This is a genomic window from Aliinostoc sp. HNIBRCY26, assembly GCF_050235535.1.
Lineage (GTDB): Bacteria > Cyanobacteriota > Cyanobacteriia > Cyanobacteriales > Nostocaceae > Trichormus.
The window spans coordinates 6,248,415-6,266,239 of the sequence record NZ_CP189852.1; the positions used below are offsets into that span (position 1 = coordinate 6,248,415).

The following is a 17,825-nucleotide window of genomic DNA, read 5'->3' on the forward strand; positions in this document are numbered from 1 at the left end:
ATATTTCATCAACCTAAGATTTCACACAATACATTCAAAACATTTAATTTATCTGCGCTTGCAGTATGTGACCAAAAGATAAATACTTCAGAGCAGCAAATGCACTCTATCAGCACATTTGACATTACTAAATACCCTTTACTCGACATTTTAAAAGACATAAAAACTGGACGCATCCAACTGCCAGATTTTCAGAGAGATTGGGTTTGGGATGATGCTCGTGTGCGCCGTCTGCTTGCCAGCATCTCTCTTGCTTACCCCATTGGTGCAGTCATGATGCTTCAGCAAAGTAACCAGCAAGCCCAATTCAAACCCCGACTCGTTGATAGCGCCGGAGAACCACAATATCGTAGCCCTAACTCACATCTTGCACCTGGAAATATGAATGTCAAAACCACAACTACGTGCAAGAGGAGTGAGGCGTTCAATGTTAAGTAAAAGAAGATACACTACTAATTGAGGGAAAATAGATTCAAGAGCTAGTTGTGCAGCTTGACCCCAATCAGGTGGTGATGCTGACTGAGTATGCAGATAACTCCAATGGGCTATGAGATAAGCAGTGAGAGAAAGGATAAGCCAACGATACATACCCAGCAGAGTTCCTTGCCCAAAGCGATGTAAACCAAAACGGTGCTTGGCGGTTTTGAACCATCCCTCAATCTGCCATCGACGCTTACCCCACCATTTAAGAGTAGAAGCTTTAATCGGGCGAGTAGATAAAATAAAACGTTTTTCTAGTTTGCCATTATCGCGTTTTAAGTAATACCAAGAAACAGTAACAGGAAAGCTTAACCCAAACAGATAAACCTGTTGCCCTTGCTGATGTAAGCGTCTTAAAAGTCTACCATCTGCTAATTTACGGCTAATAGATACACCAGTAATAGCATGATATTTCAGACGACGTACACCCTCAAGAAATTCTATACTGCCAAAGGCCGTATCAGCTAAAATAATTGTCTGGAAATGTTGAGTTAAAGATTGCGGTAAACGTTTCACGAGTTTCAGTCCTAGCTTTGCAGGGGAAGGCGTTCCCTTACCTCTCCAAACCCTAAAATTCCAAGGGATACGGCATCTTCCAATTACCAAATAAACCACGACCAGATGCAAACCGCGTTTACCATTGTAGACTCTGATTAAATCACTAAACTCTTGAAATTTACCTCGTTTCTCTAAAGTCGTTAGGTCAATTATTACTTGTAAAAAGGGTTTTCTTCCTTTAGCAGATGATGCTAAAACCTTGAGTACTGTTTGTAATGCGGTGGAACGAACAACACGAATCATCTCCCTAGTTGACCAAGGATTGATATTGAGAAATCGGCTGATTGCACTTGGAGATTTTGTTTGACTGTGTTCGGGTAATGGGTGTCCTTGTGCCTCTAAAAATAATGCCAGCATAGCTTCTAAATTATCTTTCTGGTACTGCGTTGGCATCAGTTCTTTCAGGCTATAAACTAGTTTTTGGGCGTGGGCAAGCATTAATCAGTGCTTTGTTTAATTCAAGTATTTCACGCCTTTTCTCTCATGTTTTAAGTATCAAAGGCAAACATATCCATGTCTTCGGCGAAAAAGTAACCGCCGACGCGGAAATCTTACTTTCTACGCAATATTACGGCATTTACGTTCTATTTATAACTAAATTTACTTATCTATCCTTATTTGAATCTTGTTATAGTTTTGTGCTGTCTATTGGCTTTCTACGGGTATCTACGTTAGGTGCAAGAAGTGAGAATTCGCAATTCGCAATTCGCAATTCGCAATTCGCAATTCGCAATTCGCAATTCGCAACGATGCTCTCGTCCCGCTTCTCTACGAGACGCTACCGCGTAGCTTGCTTCCACGGAGTGGTACGCTAACGCAATTACGTGTTGCAATGGGGATATAAACCCCCTAAATTTTGTTCAAGGGGTTTGACTATGGACTAATGACTAATGACTAATGACTAATGACTAAAAGAACACATCAATTTGCATTCTGCCGGTGGTTTTGAGCCAGTTTTGGGCTTCAATGTAGTTATTGGGAGCCATACGAATTGCTCTTACCCAATAATCGGCTGCTTGGTCAAAAAGTGCTTCGCCACCGTCATTATCTCCAGCTTCTTTGGCTTTTTCGCCTTTATAGTGGTAAATTACCGCAATATTATTTAAAGCTTGGGGTAAGCGGGGATTGAGTTCGATCGCTTGGTGATAAAGTTCTAAAGCTTTATCATGATCACCATTGCTGGCGTAGATTAAACCCATATTGTAGAGAATAAAACCGCGATCGTTGGGATCTTCCTCTAAAGATAGGGCTTCCTCATAGTATTCTAGGGCTTCAGCATACTCACCCTCAGCCTGGGCGGACATCCCATCTCGATAATACACAAATGCTTCTTTGGCTTTTTTGTTAGCTGGCAGTATCTTGAGAATAATATCTGCCATGACTGTAAAAGATTTATCAATAAAGTTATCGTTTTTTTGCGTTCTTGGCATACTGTTATTGGGGATCGGGGATCAGGGACTGGGGACTAGGTGATTCAATTCTGAATTGAGTTTCAATCTCAAATCCAAAATTCCTCATACCCAGTACCTCATTAGTTAATTTAACTGATTTGGGAGTTGATTCTGTTCGTCGGTTGCGATGATACATTCTGGAGTGTTGTTTTTTGCACTGTTAACCAATTTGCTAACTGGGTAGGCAGTCATGGCTGCGGCTGAGTAGGGAGATAATAAAGGCTGTAGTTTTTGTGCTGTCTGGATTTCAGGATTTAGCCATGTATCGTAATCTTTGGGGTCAATAATCACCGGCATTCGATCATGGATAGATTGCAATAGCTCGTTGGCTGTCGTTGTCAAAATTGTACAAGAGATTACTTCTTCCTGAGCAGGGGAAATCCATTTTTCCCACAAACCAGCAAAAGCAAAGGGGTTTCCGTCTCCCAGACGAAAATAAAATGGCTGTTTTGTGCTTTGTTGTTTTTGCCATTCATAAAAGCCATCAGCTACCACTAAACAACGACGCTTTTTGAAGGCGGAACGAAAAGAAGGTTTTTCAGCAACAGTCTCAGATCTAGCGTTAATTAACTTTGCCCCGATATTGGGGTCTTTAGCCCAAGAGGGAATTAAGCCCCAACGCAAATGCTGTAATTGTCGTTTGTTGTCAGTGGGATTGTACAGCACTGTCGCCACCATTTGCGTAGGCGCAATGTTATATTGCGCCGTCAAATTTGGAACTTCTTGTATTTGGAAAAAATCGGCTAAAGCTTGTGCTGACTGGGTTAAAGTGAATCTGCCACACATAATTTTGATTAATGATTGCATCAAATAAAACACTTAAATATCAAATTTAAAGAATATTGTTTTTATTTATTCAGATAATTAATATTCTCGTAAATAAAGGTAGAAAAATCCCAAAATATCCTGTTTATTAGTAATGATTTTGTAAGGTATTGTATTTTAGACCCTAAATTAACCACCTATTATCTCTCATATTTTGTATATGGAAACATTGCGTCTGTACGATTTTTTACTTTCAGGTAATTGCTATAAAGTACGCCTTTTACTAACTCAAATGGGCATACCATTTGAGAGAGTTGAGGTGAATATATTAAAGGGAGAAAGCCGTACAGCAGAATTCTTAAGTAAAAATCCTAACGGTAAAGTTCCTGTATTAGAGCTTGCCCCAGAAAAATATTTAGCTGAATCGAATGCTATATTATTATACCTTAGCGAAAACACAGAATTTCTACCTTACGATCGCTATTTAAAAGCGCAGGTTATGCAATGGTTATTTTTTGAACAATATAGCCATGAACCATATATTGCGACATCAAGATTTTGGATGTCTATTTTAGGAAAAGCGCAAGAATATCGCACCGCGCTAGAACAAAAGCGCGAACCAGGTTATGCAGCCTTAAAAGTTATGGAAAATCATTTACGTCAACATAATTATTTTGTAGACGAACGCTACACAATTGCCGATATTGCTTTATTTGCTTATACTCATGTTGCTGATGAAGGAGGGTTTGATTTAACACAGTTTCCGGCAATTCTAGCTTGGATAGAACGAGTAAAAAATCAACCAAGATATATCAATATCACCCACGAAGCGCAGTTATGTTTTGATTGGTGAAGCGGAGGGATAACAGTTAATAGTCATTAGTCATTAGTCATTAGTCATTAGGAGCGGGTTCTGTGGGATATTCATAATTAGAAAACAGATATTTTGGTTCAACCCGCCCGTACATTAGTCAAAAAACAAGATATGTAATACAAATTCTCTCTGAAGTTGCGCCAAATAAATTATGTAGAGACGTTGCATGCAACGTCTCTACAGTACAGAATAAAGTGCATCTATGGCTACGCCAGGCAAGCTACATCAAGAAACGGTATAAGTTATCAAAGCGACTAGTTAACAAATAGTTGAGTTAATTTTTCAGAATACTTCTATTAATTACGAAATGTTAAGCAAAAAACATCAGTTTTTAAGAGGCTGTATTAACGGTATTTTGCTGAGAAGTGAAGATTTTACCGATGCTAACTAAGATTAATCCGAACTTGACTTCTGAAAAATACTGCTATACAGCCCTATTGAAAGTGAGCAAAAATTTTACAATCGTCAGAGTGTTATCTCAGTAGTCTTGTGACCCTGACATCATATTCTGTACCGTTAGGATGTTCTTTTCTAGCTTGGCTTCTAGCCATAGTATCTGCATTTTGTTTTGACTCTGCCATGACTTCAAATCTGGATGTTCCACGTTGGCAGATACTATTAGTTAGATCAGCAAATTCTTTAATATCTACCAATACCTCGTAAGTGTGAACCATTTCCGCACCTCCTTGTGCTAATGGTTTTAGGAATACGATCCAGTATATGAAGTGTAGGAATATTTGTTCTCTGACTAATACAATTCTTTATCAATTATCTACCAGATTCATTCATTGGTGATTCTGGTTGACTAGGTTGGGAATTATGGTGTTGAGGTTGCTGTTGTGTGGATGGTGTTTTTTCTGTTTCTGGAGTAGGATTTATCGTATTATCCTGATTATTCGGGGTGTTTTGAGTATTTTTACCGTTGATGTCATTTTGTAGTTGATTAACTTCATTAACGGTATTTCTCACACCTCTAATTGTATTATTTAAGTCTTCTATACCTTTTTGAACATCATCAAAAAAACCGCCAACAGTCACAGGATTCTGTTCATGATTGACAGGAGTTACCTTTGGAGTAGCTGTAGCAGATTTTGATACTAATATATCAGCAATTACTATGTAAATGAGTATGGGAAAAACAAAGCGTCGCATGATTATCTCCAATTTAATGAAATTAGAAAGTGAAAGGAACAGGGAAATCTCCCTAATTGAAATTCTCGTGTTAATCGTTAAGCTTCTATCGAAGTTAGTTTAACAACTGATGTGATAATTTTTAAGTGAGACTTTAGGTATTAAATGGCAGATAATAGATAAAAAACTCAACATTTTATCTATATTTATGTAAATAAAAGTAAATTTCGATAAATTGTCGTCTGACACTGATTTACTGGTAATCAATACTGAAAGTATAGTGAGTAAATCTGTAAATATTTAACCTGTGTAGAATTTTGTAATTAGCTAAAAGCACTACACTAATGTTGAATATTAGGGACTTCCAGATAAAAAAATATCCAAACTGTAGGGTGCGTCAGTATGAATAATCTCTTGGTATAGTTAGGTTTTCTTGCACTGACGCACCCTACTAAGCTGTTTATTTGGGATAATTTATTTTTTGTGTTCCCTTAGTATGGAAATTAATCAAAATACCGATGTTATTTGCTGTTAGTAGCTGATAATAGTTAAAATTCTCATCGTGACGATACGATGAGCGTAACTGAATCAGGATAATATAATTGATGAGTAGTCCAAATTTTTTAGAATTATTTAATTTTTTGCGTATTAAACGTTACAGGCTTCCTGTATCTTTGTTTGTATTACTGTGTGTGGATGTATTGCTAGCATCAGAAGTACAAGCTGCAACTAGCATCCAGCTATCACGGACAGCATCTTACGCGATCGCTACTTTAGGAATAGTCACCTTAAGTCTTTGCATTTATCTGTTTGTGGTGATTTTTCAGCCAGAGCGATTTTAATGAATCAAGCGATGCTTGTGAATAGTTGGGAGTTGCCATAGCCTGTCCACCAGGAAAGGGCAAATTGAGATAAACTAAATTTCTGCTCCGATTATGTTGCTATTTGAGCTTTAGTCTTATCTATTCCCTAGATATGATAAAAGCGCAGACCACTGAATTTCCGTAAATCTATGACAATCCAACTCACAGTCCCCAATATGTCTTGTTCGGTTTGTGCAAGCAAGATTACTAATGCAGTCAAAAGCGTTGATGCTGAGGCGATAGTTGAGGCTGATCCTCAAACAAAATTAGTTAATGTGGAATCACAAGCTTCAGAAACAGCTATCAAAGATGCTTTAGCGGCGGCTGGCTATCCTGCTAATTAGTTTACTGTATAGCAGATTATACCAAATTTTCAAATCCCGATTTCACAAAGTAATCGGGATTATTTTTTTATCAATAAACTTTTGAAATCGCATCATAATTCAAGATATTTTATATCAGTCTTTTTATCTTTTACCGTTACCGATAACTGAACTATATTGCATCATAATTAAATTTTTAATTCAAAATACTAGCATCCAAAACTGGTCTGACGTACTCAAAATAACTGTTTTTATCAAATCCTTGTGTTATTTGTAGGTCAACCGCTTCACTTATCAGTGAAACCTTAAAATGGATGTTAATTTTCAGTCTCCTCAACCAATTCGTAAACCGAAAAATTTCAATAATCCCGAACGTTTCATTGAAGGGTGGTATTGGGTAATACCCTCTAAAAATTTGCTTGTAGGTGAAGTAAAACCTATGACAATTTTAGGGAGAAAAATAGTTATTTATCGTGGTGAAGATGAGCAAGTAGTAATTGTAGATGCCTACTGTCCACACATGGGTGCTGACTTAGCAGAGGGCAAAGTTGAAGGCAATAATTTACGCTGTGCTTTTCATCACTGGAGTTTTAATAATCAGGGAATTTGTGTAGAAATACCTTGTTTGGAAGAACCCCTGCCCCTGAAGTTAAAAACCTGGCCGACGGCTGAGAAATATGGATTAATTTGGATTTGGACTGGTGAAAATCCTAGACAACCTCTACCCTTTGTTCCAGAGTTAGAGTTTCATGAGTGTGAAAGTGTCGTAGGTTCTCGGTTTTTGATGAAATGCCACCCTCATATTGTGATGATTAATTCCATTGATGTACAACACTTTTATGCTGTACATAAACTACCGTTAGATATTACTTTTGAAAAACAGGAACTCAATCAAAATGCTATTGTTTTTACCAAACAAAGACGTAGTAATAAAGATAGTAAATTCTTTAAATTACTGCGTCCGATATACAAGAATAATGTTTATAGTATTTCCTATTGGTATGGCAGCACTTTTACTGTAACTGTCGGGCCAGATATGCTGCATTTGTATATCATGTTTACAATGCGGATGCTTGATGATGGTAAATCACAGATTCAATCTGTCTTTTTAACTAAAAAACGTCCTGGGTTTATCGGTTGGTTAGTGAATCGCTTTGTGCTGTGGTTGACTAATATTTTTATTCAGCACTTTATCAAAGATGATGCAAAAATTTTGCAAACAATTAATTTTGATTTCAGAACTCCCATCAAAGCAGATGTATCTATTATGCAATTAATTCATCATGTGGAGAGACAAAAACCTTTAAGATGGAAGACTTGGTTATTAGCGCGATCGCCTGAAGCAGAAATGAAGGATAACCAAGAAAAATGGCGTGATACCATGACTAATGACTAAATAAAGGTAGAAAGTAAAAAGTTCTGTAACATGACTTTTTACTTTTCTCCATCAGGCAATTGCACCCATAAAAAGAAGTGGCAAAGCCACTTCACATTTCCCAGGTAGAACCTAATCATGAGTATATCGACTAAAAGAAATTAAAATAGTATAAATTGACACTAATTTTTGCTGTGACTGCACTTTAGCTAGTTGATTGACTATTTCACTAGCAATTAGCATTGAGTTAAATTCGATAGGTTTGTAAATAAGCGGTAAGTAAGATTTTGGTTTCTGCTACTAGTTGTTGTCGCTGTAGTTGCTCACGGGTAAAGGATAGCCATAGCAGCTCATTGGCGACTTTAATCACGGTTGTTGCTATCAGTTGGCAGCGCATGGAATCGAGTCCAGGATTACGCCGTGACAAGAAATGAGCCAGTTCTGTGAGTATTTGCTGGTCATATTCATTGAAGTTACTAGCATCCGCAACCGTCATCAGGTCAATTAATTGAGCCAGCACAGCACGATAACCTGGATGTGTCTGGGCAAACTCATCAAACGCCTCCACTATTCGATCTACATAGGTGGCAATTTCAACTTCTGCTAGTTCTGCATGAAGTTGCACAAATAGCTGATATTCCTGCTCAAAATACCGATTAGCTAGCGATCGCACTATCGCTTCTTTGTCGGGAAAAAACTGATACAACGACCCGACAGGAACACCAGCACGAGTGGCGATCGCTCTTGTGGTGGTTTGCTCATATCCCAGTTCAATAAATAACTGTTCTGCTACATCCAAGATGTGATGCACTCTTTCTTGGCTACGCGTCTGTTTGGGTTGTCGTCTCATGCTGGAAATTTAACAGATCATAGTTGACAAAACATGAACACTGTTCATATATTAGTAAATATGAACAGTGTTCATGTTTATTCTATCTCCTCAGAGGTCACATCATGCAATCCATCGTCAATCAACCCACTGGGATTAACTTTTCATCTCTTGTACGGAAACTCAAAGGCATCAAAGCCTTTGTAACTATGCTGTTTGATGAAAGCGGTAATCTAGAACCTGTCTGGGAATTGAGCAATAGTCTGGTTGATAGTCGTTCCTTTCAATTAGCAGTTGCAGCCATGAAAACCACGCCAGAAGTCGCAGACATCATCCAAGAACGCTACATTGCGCCTCGCCATGATTTAACAGCTTTACTGCAATATCCTCCAGACTCGTTGGGATATACCTACGCCAGCACAATGAAAGCATATGGGTTTGAAGTCATAGATTTAAACATTGAGATTAATTCTGATACCAGTTACGTAGAACATCGTTGGCAGGAAACCCATGATATTTGGCATATCATTACCGGATTTGATGTCAACGGTGTCGAGGAAATTGGCTTACAAGCCTTTTATCTGGCGCAGTTCCAATTACCTTTAGCCAGTTTGCTGATTGCCAATGCTTTGATTGCTGCTACTGTGCTAGAACCACAAACACTTTCACCTCTTTTGCGGGCGATCGCACGCGGATGGGAAATGGGCAAAAATGCCAAACCGTTGATTGCTCAAAAATGGGAAGCAGCGTGGGAAAAACCTGTGGAGGTATGGCGTAAAGAACTGAATGTGCAACCAGTTAAAGCTGGCGAATTTGCCCTTGCCTAAGTTTTAGTATGTTCTGTAAGTTGTTTTGGTGGTTGATTCGCCGCACCTACCCTTGGTTGTCCCTAGTTATTCACCTATGGCGCGTTACCAATTCCACAGATAGGCAACGTCATCGCGCCCAAGTTAGATTTTGGATACTCTGGAGTCAGATTGACTTTGCTAGTTTAATAGCGATCGCCAATGAGTTAATTCAACCCGAATACTGGGCTTGAAACACTTATTACAAACTTTCCATCAACTCAATACACTTGTGCATTTGCTGTTGCATAGTTTCAACATCAGCATGAAATCGTCGCCCATGTCCTGGTAAAACCCACTCAAAGCTATAATTGGCCAATTTTCGCATTGATTTAATTTGTTCTGACCACGAATACCAGCAATAATCACGAAATGCTGCTAACTGATGGCGACTTTCTGACCAAGCTAGATGATCGCCAGTGAACAGAAACTGATTTTTATACAGTAAAACTGTGTGTCCCTTAGTGTGACCAGGAACAGGAATAATTAACAAATCTGGCGCAAGTGCAAATGGTTCTGCAATTGTCAGTTGCATTTCTACATCGCGAGTACCCGTAGTAATATCATCAACATGGAGAATGCGATCGCACTGGAAATGTGCAGCAAATTTTTGATGATCTGCCACATCATCTTTATGGCTCAGATACAAATAACGAATTCCTCCCATTGCTTCTATGTTTTTGACTAAAGGTGGTGTAAATCGGGGAGAATCTACCAATATATTGCCTTCTGGTCGTTGAATAAAATAGCTAGCAGCACCATAGGATTTTTCGGAATGATAGCCGCAGTGATAAACATTTTCTGCGACTAAAAGCGGAAAACTTTGTTGAACAATTTTGATATCTTGCGGCTTTTCTACTGTACCAATAGAGCTAGTGGGACAAGCTAAAAGAGCTTGGAGAGCAGCTAATCTTTCAGTTTCTGTGGTTGGTTGATGATGTACTGCCGATTGTTCATCAACTCGATAAAATACTTCAGGAGTCATCCAGCGACAGGTATCACAATCAATACAAGTAGTATCAACGTAAAAATCGCCGTTGACATTTTGGGAGCGACGAAGATTTAAATGAGCCATATCATACCTCTGTGTGCCTAGCTAGCTCCTATTTCACCACGCTAGCAAAATCCACCTGCATCCATCAGCACCACCAGAGATATATGGGCGGAATATATCCCGCCCCTGTCTGCATCTATCATTCCAGAGAGAAATTCAGTTATAAAAATTTAAAATTCCTTGAGGTTAATTTCCTGTACTGTCAAAGTAATCTTCATTTCTACATTTATTACAGTTCAAAACGATACGTATAGTGCCATAGCCTTTATCAACATATCTGATTACCTTCATGTCTGTAGCACCACAATGGCCACAGATATACTCCCCGTAACTACCTTTTTTAGCCATGATTTCTTGCTGCTTGAATTCCATAAAGCCAGGGTAGCCGTTACTTAGGAAATTTTGAAACTGATATGATTACTTAAATTTCAGAATCTACTGCCATTACATAATATGAAGGGGAAAAGCAAATGAATTTACACTTTGCTTTTCCCCTGTTATCCATGACAGAAAACGCTATTCTCTATTTCCTACTTAAACAGTGCTGATGTCTTTTTCTTTATCTGCTAGCAACTGGTCAATTCGGGTGGTGTACTGATTGGTCAGTTTTTGCAGTTTATCTTGTAGGTCTTTGGATTCATCCTCAGAAATTTCTGAAGCTTTCTCTTGTTTGCGGATGGAGTCTATAGCATCTCGGCGGATGTTACGAATCCCCACGCGACCTTCTTCGGCGTATTTAGCTGCAATTTTGGCTAGTTCTTTACGGCGATCGCTGGTTAGAGGTGGTATATTTAAGCGAATCACAGACCCATCGTTACTGGGTGTTAAACCTACGTCTGAGAGGGAAATTGCCTTCTCGACTAAGTTTAAGCTGCTTTTATCGTAGGGCTGAATCAGGATAGTTGTAGCATCTGGGGTACTGATATTAGCCAAAGATTTTAACGGTGTAGGTGAACCATAATAATCTACTTGGACTTTATCTAGTAGACTGGCATTGGCGCGACCAGTGCGAATGGTGTTGAAGGCTTGTTGAGTCGCTTCAACGGTTTTTTGCATTTTACTTTCAGCTTCAGCTAATTTCACACGAACCTCCCACAAGGGTACCGATAGATTCTCCTAAAACTGCACGGCGAATATTACCGCGCACTGTTAGGTCAAAAACTAAAATGGGGATATTGTTTTCCTTACACAAAGCGATCGCGGTACTATCCATCACCCGCAAATCGTTCGCTAAAACATGAGCGTAGGTCAGAGTAGTGTAACGTTTTGCATTAGGATAAATTTCCGGGTCAGCATCATAGATACCATCTACTTTAGTAGCTTTGAAGATAACTTCCGCATCAATTTCTGCGGCTCTTAATGCTGCTGTAGTATCTGTAGTAAAAAATGGGTTGCCAGAACCCGCACCAAAAATAACCACCCGACCTTTTTCAAGATGACGGATGGCGCGACGACGAATATATGGTTCTGCTAGTTCTTGCATCGCGATCGCGGTTTGGACTCGCGTCTGCACTCCTATTCGTTCTAGTGAATCTTGCAGTGTCATGGCATTCATGACTGTGGCAATCATCCCAATATAATCGGCGGTGGCTCTGTCCATTCCCGCCGAGGCTGCTTTTACGCCGCGAAAGATGTTACCGCCACCTACGACGATGGCTATCTGAACGCCTGTGGCTATCACCTCTGCTATTTCTTGGGCTATTTCCTTGACCACTTCTGGATCAATGCCATAGCCCATGTTGCCCATTAAGGCTTCACCGCTCAGTTTAAGTAAAACCCGTCGGTAATTCGTTCCCATGAAGTCACGCTTTATCAAAAAAGTTGCAATTGCCTCCAATTTAAGATAGCAGTAGTGTGACTATCTATGTCTAGATACGCCAGATTATTGGGGTGCCGACTGGTTCTGTTTCCGGTATAAGTATTTCTTTCCCTTGCAACAAAGCTGCGATCGCATCTCTGAGATAGTCTTCACTCTTGGCTAACGGTTTTTGAGGGTGATTGTCAATCTGTCCTCTATATCGCAATATACCATGACTATCTATCACAAAGGCCATTGGTGTGGCGATCGTGCCAAAACTCCGACTGACATCTTGGGTTGAATCCCACAGGTAAGGAAAATTTAACTGGTGTCTCTGGGCAAAATCTCTCATATTTTCTAAATTATGACCAGGAAGCCCAGTATTATCACTGCCATTAATGGCAATTAAAACAAATCCGGCTGTAGCAAACTCCTTCTGAATTTCCTTTAATCTATTAATGTATAAATTCACATAGGGGCAGTGGTGGCGTATGGAAACAACACCTACTACACCAAAATTATCTAAATAACGGCTCAAATGATGTACTTGATTGTCAATGCCAGGCAATTCAAAATCGGGTGCATAGTCACCAACAGGAGTACCAATTGTTTCAACTCTAGTCATTGTCTTTCGCTGAAAGGTACTAGCGATAAAAATTTAAATTAAGTTTGCACCATGTTGGATGTGCAAGCTACTTATTAGCAGATGCTTAATAATCAATCTATCTTATAGGCTGATTGTGGATACGCAACTTGTAAAACTACTGAATTTAAGTTGGTTTTGCTAGAATATTCTTTATCAAATCTTTGCTAATTGTTTATCAACAATGAGCTAGGGTCTCAACACTTTTAATTCATCTAGGAATCTAATTTGATTATTGAAATTCATCTCAACCTATTTAAAGCAGATGTCTCTATAGGCTACACCCCTATGTAGGTATTCCTAGACACAAATGCTTGATAAAGTTTTACAAAAGTTTAAAATTATATTGAATCAATCATAAATAAATTTTTTAGTATTTATAATTTCTGATGACTAATTCAATAATCGGCCTTGACTCCCCAAAAACCTGGATGTGGCGAGGTTTTCCCATTTGCTATCAAACTCAAGGAAATCATGGCCCGGCTGTGGTTCTAGTCCACGGCTTCGGTGCTTCATGGTTGCATTGGCGGAAAAATATCCCCGTATTAGCAGCGAATTGTCGTGTTTATGCCATAGATTTAATTGGGTTTGGAGCTTCAGCTAAACCACAACCAGACACCCAAATGACTTACACACTAGAAACTTGGGGAGAGCAAATAGCTGATTTTTGTCGTGAAGTCATAGGTGAAGCCGCTTTCCTAGTGGGAAATTCCATTGGCTGTATTGTCGTCATGCAAGCAGCCGTCAGTTACCCAGACACAGCATTAGGAGTCACCTTAATTAATTGTTCTTTAAGATTACTGCACGATCGCAAACGAGCCACTTTACCTTGGTCGCGTCGCGTTGGCGCGCCCATACTACAACGCATATTATCTATTAAACCTATAGGCAAATTCTTTTTTGATCAAGTAGCACAACCAAAAACAGTCCGTAAAATCTTATTGCAAGCTTATGCTAACGCCGAGATAGTAACAGATGAACTAGTCGATATTCTCACCGCGCCAGCCAAAGATCCTGGTGCAGTCGCCGTATTTTTGGCGTTTACATCCTATTCTACAGGGCCTCTACCAGAAGACCTTCTACCACAATTACCTTGTCCAGCAATTATCTTGTGGGGAACTGCTGACCCGTGGGAACCTATAGATTTAGGTCGAGAACTAGCTAATTATCCCCAAGTCCTCAAATTTATCCCCCTAGAAGGTGTAGGACATTGCCCTCAAGATGAAGCACCAGAATTAGTCAACCCAATCATACAAGACTGGATTTGGGAACGTTCCAGTATGTTAGCAGCAGAAAAACTCAATACTCCACAAAATAACTAGAGACATTGCTATGCAACGTCTCTAGTAAAACCTGAAAATATTTTCCCCACTTGCTCAAATTCAACTTTGAGCAAGTGATCAGGATTTAATTAGTCTTCACCACCAGAACCTACACCACCTCCATTAGTACCAGAGTCTCCATTAGTGCCAGAATAACCGTTTAAACACTTAGAAAATGGTGTTGCTGTGATGATGAAGCCGATTGCTAAACGTCCCCCTCTAAAGGGTGCTGGTGCTGGAGTTGACTCTTCAGTGCTACCAACACCACTTCCACCATTACAACCACCGCCTTTTCTGTAGCGTCCATATCCACCAGCTAAAACTTGTTGTTCATCTGTGGATAGATCAGTCAATAAATCAGATGTAATTGTTTGACTCAACATAATTTTTTTCCTCACTTACGTTACATAGGTGTTCATCACCTATATCTCTGTTATAGAGATATTTTTTTTGTAAAAAACTAATCTTTAGTTATAAAAATAATAATAATTAATTCTATCTATAGATATTGTGTTTTTAATATTTAAAATTAGCATTCTTATTGAAATTTCCATAATTAAAACTAACAAGAATTCTCCTATATAAAACTATTCAATATATATGTGATATGCGGATTTAAAATATATAAGCACCCATGAAATAATACTATTTCATGGGTGCATAATAAATATGTTTTAGAAGTCCAAGGTGTGAATAGACGTTGTGACTGGTAAGAATGCTAGATATTAGCGATAATATCTAGCTTGTTGATTTCTAAGTTAATTGGATTAACTTAAAAAAGATATCAGACTTTTAAAACTTGCCAGATTAAATGAGCAGTAGTTTTATCAGTCTCTCCTCTCACCACAAACCACGATGATTAACGGATTTTACGAACTCTCACAAGCGCAGTGCTGCTAATTCTGTAGAGGCGAGTGGTACCTTCATCATCATCAGATGATCTTTCACTATCTTCTCTACTATCGCCAAGGAATTGTCCACCAGCTAGCAGCTGTTGTTCGTCTGTGGATAGATCCACCATTAAATCAGATAAAGCAATTTGCTGTGACATGAAATTTTTACCTCACTTACTTAATATAGGTGTTTCATCACCTATGTTTTTATTATTAAATAAAGCCAGATATTTTAAATTATTCCAAAGTCATAATTACTAAAATAGTTTTTACTTCTTTAGACTCATGAAATATGAATAATTAATATTTATTGGACATGGTAAATTGAGATATTAAAATTAGTAATAGGTTATATTTAATGCTAAAAAATAGCCTTCTCAATAAGGCTATTTAGTGCGGAAAGACATTCTATAGGACTCATATTTTATTTTTGAATAGATACGATTAATTTAACCAGACAAAAATTTTAAATGTTCTCCTGGTTGAGCTAGTAAACTTTCGAGAGTACCTTGTAGCTGCACCTTACCTTGATCTAATAAGACAATCCAGTCAGCACGCTGCACTACACTCGGACGATGGGTAATTAAGATTGTAGTTTTACCTTGACGATATTCTAAGAGACGATCTAAGACATTACTTTCACTCACTGGGTCTAATCCAGCAGTAGATTCGTCTAAAATTAATATAGGTGGATTGGTAAGAATTCCTCTAGCGATCGCTAATCGTTGTTTCTGTCCACCAGAAAGATTTGCGCCAAATTCTCCCAACACAGTTTGATACTTATTCGGTAGTTGACTAATAAAACTATCTGCATCAGCAACATGACAAGCTGTGACGATTTCTTCAAAAGAAATGTGTGGCGTTCCTAAACGAAAGTTTTCTAAAATGGAGCGACTCCAAAAATGGGCTTCTTGGGGTACATAAACTACCTGTTGTCGCAAACAATCAAGGGATAAATCGTGAATATTATAAAAACCAACGCGGATATTACCAGAATTGGGTTGATATAAACCCGCCAGGAGTTTGGCTAGGGAACTTTTACCACAGCCTGACTTACCAATCAAAGCAATCACCTTTCCGCCAGGAAGTTTCAGCGAAAAATCTTCTAATAAATCCACTCTTCCAGGATGGTGGAAATTCACATGAGAAAAACGAATATCTGTATCCCCTGCTATTTGTGCAACTGGCTTGTGGATTTTTTCATCAACTTCTGGAGTGGCATCAATGACTTCTAATAAACGCGAAACAGCAGTTTGAGAACGGAAATATTCATCAATTAAACCCACGAATGTACTAATTAATGCCAACACATTAAACTGAAGGGCATTAATAGCCAGCATTTGCCCAATACTTAATTGTCCTTGAATTACTAGAATACTACCGCAAGCCAGTAAAACTACACCGCCAATTGTCGAAAGAAACTTAGAAATAGTATTGTTAATAATGCTAATTTGAATTGTGCTGAAAGTGAGATTTGCTAAACGACCGAAACGACTTTGTAATTCATCCCAAAATTGCGGTGCAGCATTAGTAGTTTTTAGCACCTGCGCGCCTTTAAAGGTTTCGACTAATACACCTTGATTTTCTGCACCTAAAACTAAGAGATTACGCGTTTTTTGTTGCAAAACGGGTAAAAGTGGCAAGCTAGATAAACTCATTAAACCACCGATTAAAATGACAGCGATCGCCAACTGCCAGCTATAAAAAATTATCAACCCCAAAGAAATCACAGCAATGAAAAATTGGCTCGGCAACATCACCACGATATGTGATATCAACTGGTTAATTTCATTAATATCTCTGAGTCGGCTGGTGATTTCTCCACTGCGTCGTGATTCGTAATAAGTTAAAGGTAATTGTAAAATTCTGCGCCCAAACTCAAACACTAAACCTAATTGCAACCGTTGCCCAAAATGAGCAATCATCGTTGATTCCAATAATTCCAGCGTGCTACTAAATAAAGTCATCGCTATGACAGCGATAACCACAACAGTAAGTAACTCCGTATCTCCGCGCACTAACACATCATCCGTGAGTAATTGAATCAGTACCGGAGTACCTAAACCCAAAACACCCATGACAATATTGAGGAGAAATACCTGGAACAATAGCCCCCGATAGGGCGAAAGACGCTGAAGAAAACGAATAAAACCGGCTTGGGGTTTTTCTTGGGGTTGTTGAGCAAAACGATGAGGATCAGGCTCAAGTAACAGCATCACCCCATTCCAAGCTGCTGTTAACTCTTCCCGACTAACGTAACGCAAACCCACAGCAGGATCAGCAATGATGTATTTTCGTCCCCGTTTTTCGTGTAAAACTACCCAGTGGTAGCCTTGCCAATGAATAATTGCTGGTAAACGCAGTTCTTTGATTCTATCGATGATAGCAGGCGAAGCTTTCACGGCTCTACTATGAAAACCGAGATTGTCACAACCACGTTTCAAGCCTAATAAAGTTGTTCCTAATTGTCCCGTTCCTACCGCTTCTCGACTTTTATTTAAACTCAAAAAGCGTCCATAACGCCTGCAAATCGTCACCAGACAAGCTGCGCCACAGTCTTCTTCACTGAACTGTAAAACACAGGGGTAAGTTTTTTTGAAACCAAGCATAATTAATTCAAA

Annotated in this window: 20 protein-coding genes and 1 pseudogene; 8 read left to right on the forward strand and 13 right to left on the reverse strand. The window is 38.9% G+C overall.

Features of this window, described 5'->3' with window-relative positions; translation table 11 throughout:
- Nucleotides 1–99: 99 nt before the first annotated feature.
- On the forward strand, nt 100–438 hold the full coding sequence (locus ACQFX9_RS26405) for a GmrSD restriction endonuclease domain-containing protein (RefSeq protein ID WP_427159519.1): 339 nt from the start codon (nt 100–102) through the stop codon (nt 436–438).
- Here the strand turns inward: ACQFX9_RS26405 and ACQFX9_RS26410 are convergent.
- The 3 genes and pseudogenes from ACQFX9_RS26410 to ACQFX9_RS26420 form a co-directional block, all read right to left on the reverse strand.
- A pseudogene (locus ACQFX9_RS26410) lies at nt 418–1,476 on the reverse strand (transposase); the annotation flags it as partial. The gene ACQFX9_RS26405 and the pseudogene ACQFX9_RS26410 overlap by 21 nt on opposite strands.
- A gap of 470 nt (nt 1,477–1,946) precedes the next feature.
- On the reverse strand, nt 1,947–2,468 hold the full coding sequence (locus ACQFX9_RS26415) for a photosystem I assembly protein Ycf3 (protein ID WP_103136341.1): 522 nt from the start codon (nt 2,466–2,468) through the stop codon (nt 1,947–1,949).
- A gap of 105 nt (nt 2,469–2,573) precedes the next feature.
- The gene (locus ACQFX9_RS26420; protein ID WP_427163010.1) at nt 2,574–3,275 is read right to left on the reverse strand and encodes an SOS response-associated peptidase; all 702 of its coding nucleotides are present in this window, start codon (nt 3,273–3,275) and stop codon (nt 2,574–2,576) included.
- Between the two features lie 199 nt (nt 3,276–3,474).
- Here ACQFX9_RS26420 and ACQFX9_RS26425 point away from each other — a divergent pair, with 199 nt between their 5' ends.
- Nucleotides 3,475–4,107, forward strand: a complete 633-nt coding sequence (locus ACQFX9_RS26425; protein WP_427159520.1) for a glutathione S-transferase family protein — start codon at nt 3,475–3,477, stop codon at nt 4,105–4,107.
- 494 nt (nt 4,108–4,601) lie between these two features.
- On the opposite strand, the gene ACQFX9_RS26430 is transcribed toward ACQFX9_RS26425, so the two are convergent.
- Together ACQFX9_RS26430 and ACQFX9_RS26435 are read right to left on the reverse strand one after the other, a co-directional pair.
- Nucleotides 4,602–4,802, reverse strand: a complete 201-nt coding sequence (locus tag ACQFX9_RS26430) for a hypothetical protein (RefSeq protein ID WP_427159521.1) — start codon at nt 4,800–4,802, stop codon at nt 4,602–4,604.
- A 94-nt stretch (nt 4,803–4,896) separates the two neighbouring features.
- Entirely contained in the window at nt 4,897–5,280 is a 384-nt protein-coding gene (locus ACQFX9_RS26435) for a hypothetical protein (protein WP_427159522.1), read from the reverse strand.
- 584 nt (nt 5,281–5,864) lie between these two features.
- Between ACQFX9_RS26435 and kdpF the strand changes: the two genes are divergently transcribed.
- The 3 genes from kdpF to ACQFX9_RS26450 all read left to right on the forward strand — a co-directional run bounded on the left by kdpF (nt 5,865) and on the right by ACQFX9_RS26450 (nt 7,841).
- Nucleotides 5,865–6,101 carry a K(+)-transporting ATPase subunit F gene (gene kdpF / locus ACQFX9_RS26440; RefSeq protein ID WP_427159523.1) on the forward strand — a complete coding sequence of 79 codons (237 nt, stop codon included), beginning with the start codon at nt 5,865–5,867 and terminating at the stop codon, nt 6,099–6,101.
- Nucleotides 6,102–6,271: 170 nt separating this feature from the next.
- On the forward strand, nt 6,272–6,466 hold the full coding sequence (locus ACQFX9_RS26445; RefSeq protein WP_427159524.1) for a heavy-metal-associated domain-containing protein: 195 nt from the start codon (nt 6,272–6,274) through the stop codon (nt 6,464–6,466).
- A 289-nt stretch (nt 6,467–6,755) separates the two neighbouring features.
- Nucleotides 6,756–7,841 (forward strand): Rieske 2Fe-2S domain-containing protein, encoded by a 1,086-nt coding sequence (locus ACQFX9_RS26450; RefSeq protein ID WP_427159525.1) that lies wholly within the window; start codon nt 6,756–6,758, stop codon nt 7,839–7,841.
- Nucleotides 7,842–8,067: 226 nt separating this feature from the next.
- Here the strand turns inward: ACQFX9_RS26450 and ACQFX9_RS26455 are convergent, their stop codons facing one another.
- Entirely contained in the window at nt 8,068–8,670 is a 603-nt protein-coding gene (locus tag ACQFX9_RS26455; RefSeq protein WP_427159526.1) for a TetR/AcrR family transcriptional regulator, read from the reverse strand.
- Nucleotides 8,671–8,774: 104 nt separating this feature from the next.
- On the opposite strand from ACQFX9_RS26455, the gene ACQFX9_RS26460 reads away from it, so the two are divergent.
- Both ACQFX9_RS26460 and ACQFX9_RS26465 read left to right on the forward strand, forming a co-directional pair.
- Complete coding sequence (locus ACQFX9_RS26460; RefSeq protein WP_427159528.1) at nt 8,775–9,476, forward strand: Coq4 family protein; 702 nt, start codon at nt 8,775–8,777, stop codon at nt 9,474–9,476.
- 8 nt (nt 9,477–9,484) lie between these two features.
- On the forward strand, nt 9,485–9,688 hold the full coding sequence (locus tag ACQFX9_RS26465; protein ID WP_427159529.1) for a hypothetical protein: 204 nt from the start codon (nt 9,485–9,487) through the stop codon (nt 9,686–9,688).
- 8 nt (nt 9,689–9,696) lie between these two features.
- Here the strand turns inward: ACQFX9_RS26465 and ACQFX9_RS26470 are convergent, their stop codons facing one another.
- The 4 genes from ACQFX9_RS26470 to ACQFX9_RS26485 all read right to left on the reverse strand — a co-directional run bounded on the left by ACQFX9_RS26470 (nt 9,697) and on the right by ACQFX9_RS26485 (nt 12,971).
- On the reverse strand, nt 9,697–10,569 hold the full coding sequence (locus tag ACQFX9_RS26470; protein WP_427159530.1) for an MBL fold metallo-hydrolase: 873 nt from the start codon (nt 10,567–10,569) through the stop codon (nt 9,697–9,699).
- Nucleotides 10,570–11,082: 513 nt separating this feature from the next.
- Entirely contained in the window at nt 11,083–11,631 is a 549-nt protein-coding gene (frr, locus tag ACQFX9_RS26475; protein WP_427159531.1) for a ribosome recycling factor, read from the reverse strand.
- The gene (gene pyrH, locus ACQFX9_RS26480; RefSeq protein ID WP_103136329.1) at nt 11,618–12,346 is read right to left on the reverse strand and encodes a UMP kinase; all 729 of its coding nucleotides are present in this window, start codon (nt 12,344–12,346) and stop codon (nt 11,618–11,620) included. Before pyrH ends, frr begins: the two co-directional genes overlap by 14 nt.
- Nucleotides 12,347–12,416: 70 nt before the next feature.
- On the reverse strand, nt 12,417–12,971 hold the full coding sequence (locus ACQFX9_RS26485; protein WP_427159532.1) for a thioredoxin family protein: 555 nt from the start codon (nt 12,969–12,971) through the stop codon (nt 12,417–12,419).
- A gap of 407 nt (nt 12,972–13,378) precedes the next feature.
- Between ACQFX9_RS26485 and ACQFX9_RS26490 the strand changes: the two genes are divergently transcribed.
- Complete coding sequence (locus ACQFX9_RS26490; protein ID WP_427159533.1) at nt 13,379–14,311, forward strand: alpha/beta fold hydrolase; 933 nt, start codon at nt 13,379–13,381, stop codon at nt 14,309–14,311.
- Nucleotides 14,312–14,400: 89 nt separating this feature from the next.
- Here ACQFX9_RS26490 and ACQFX9_RS26495 read toward each other — a convergent pair whose 3' ends face one another.
- The 3 genes from ACQFX9_RS26495 to ACQFX9_RS26505 all read right to left on the reverse strand — a co-directional run bounded on the left by ACQFX9_RS26495 (nt 14,401) and on the right by ACQFX9_RS26505 (nt 17,813).
- Nucleotides 14,401–14,694 carry a hypothetical protein gene (locus tag ACQFX9_RS26495; protein WP_427159534.1) on the reverse strand — a complete coding sequence of 98 codons (294 nt, stop codon included), beginning with the start codon at nt 14,692–14,694 and terminating at the stop codon, nt 14,401–14,403.
- Between the two features lie 476 nt (nt 14,695–15,170).
- Complete coding sequence (locus ACQFX9_RS26500; protein WP_427159535.1) at nt 15,171–15,362, reverse strand: hypothetical protein; 192 nt, start codon at nt 15,360–15,362, stop codon at nt 15,171–15,173.
- 291 nt (nt 15,363–15,653) lie between these two features.
- A complete protein-coding gene (locus ACQFX9_RS26505) occupies nt 15,654–17,813 on the reverse strand; it encodes a peptidase domain-containing ABC transporter (RefSeq protein ID WP_427159536.1) in 2,160 nt (719 codons plus the stop codon).
- Nucleotides 17,814–17,825 lie beyond the last annotated feature (12 nt).

Coding starts and splice junctions, on each gene's coding strand:
- ACQFX9_RS26425 (WP_427159520.1), top strand. CDS start 3,475: ATGGAAACATTGCGTCTGTACGATTTTTTACTTTCAGGTAATTGCTAT.
- ACQFX9_RS26420 (WP_427163010.1), bottom strand. CDS start 3,275: ATGTGTGGCAGATTCACTTTAACCCAGTCAGCACAAGCTTTAGCCGAT.
- ACQFX9_RS26485 (WP_427159532.1), bottom strand. CDS start 12,971: ATGACTAGAGTTGAAACAATTGGTACTCCTGTTGGTGACTATGCACCC.
- ACQFX9_RS26460 (WP_427159528.1), top strand. CDS start 8,775: ATGCAATCCATCGTCAATCAACCCACTGGGATTAACTTTTCATCTCTT.
- ACQFX9_RS26465 (WP_427159529.1), top strand. CDS start 9,485: ATGTTCTGTAAGTTGTTTTGGTGGTTGATTCGCCGCACCTACCCTTGG.
- ACQFX9_RS26405 (WP_427159519.1), top strand. CDS start 100: ATGCACTCTATCAGCACATTTGACATTACTAAATACCCTTTACTCGAC.
- kdpF (WP_427159523.1), top strand. CDS start 5,865: ATGAGTAGTCCAAATTTTTTAGAATTATTTAATTTTTTGCGTATTAAA.
- ACQFX9_RS26490 (WP_427159533.1), top strand. CDS start 13,379: ATGACTAATTCAATAATCGGCCTTGACTCCCCAAAAACCTGGATGTGG.
- ACQFX9_RS26500 (WP_427159535.1), bottom strand. CDS start 15,362: ATGTCACAGCAAATTGCTTTATCTGATTTAATGGTGGATCTATCCACA.
- ACQFX9_RS26415 (WP_103136341.1), bottom strand. CDS start 2,468: ATGCCAAGAACGCAAAAAAACGATAACTTTATTGATAAATCTTTTACA.
- ACQFX9_RS26435 (WP_427159522.1), bottom strand. CDS start 5,280: ATGCGACGCTTTGTTTTTCCCATACTCATTTACATAGTAATTGCTGAT.
- ACQFX9_RS26505 (WP_427159536.1), bottom strand. CDS start 17,813: ATGCTTGGTTTCAAAAAAACTTACCCCTGTGTTTTACAGTTCAGTGAA.
- ACQFX9_RS26445 (WP_427159524.1), top strand. CDS start 6,272: ATGACAATCCAACTCACAGTCCCCAATATGTCTTGTTCGGTTTGTGCA.
- pyrH (WP_103136329.1), bottom strand. CDS start 12,346: ATGGGAACGAATTACCGACGGGTTTTACTTAAACTGAGCGGTGAAGCC.
- ACQFX9_RS26470 (WP_427159530.1), bottom strand. CDS start 10,569: ATGGCTCATTTAAATCTTCGTCGCTCCCAAAATGTCAACGGCGATTTT.
- ACQFX9_RS26430 (WP_427159521.1), bottom strand. CDS start 4,802: ATGGTTCACACTTACGAGGTATTGGTAGATATTAAAGAATTTGCTGAT.
- ACQFX9_RS26495 (WP_427159534.1), bottom strand. CDS start 14,694: ATGTTGAGTCAAACAATTACATCTGATTTATTGACTGATCTATCCACA.
- ACQFX9_RS26455 (WP_427159526.1), bottom strand. CDS start 8,670: ATGAGACGACAACCCAAACAGACGCGTAGCCAAGAAAGAGTGCATCAC.
- ACQFX9_RS26450 (WP_427159525.1), top strand. CDS start 6,756: ATGGATGTTAATTTTCAGTCTCCTCAACCAATTCGTAAACCGAAAAAT.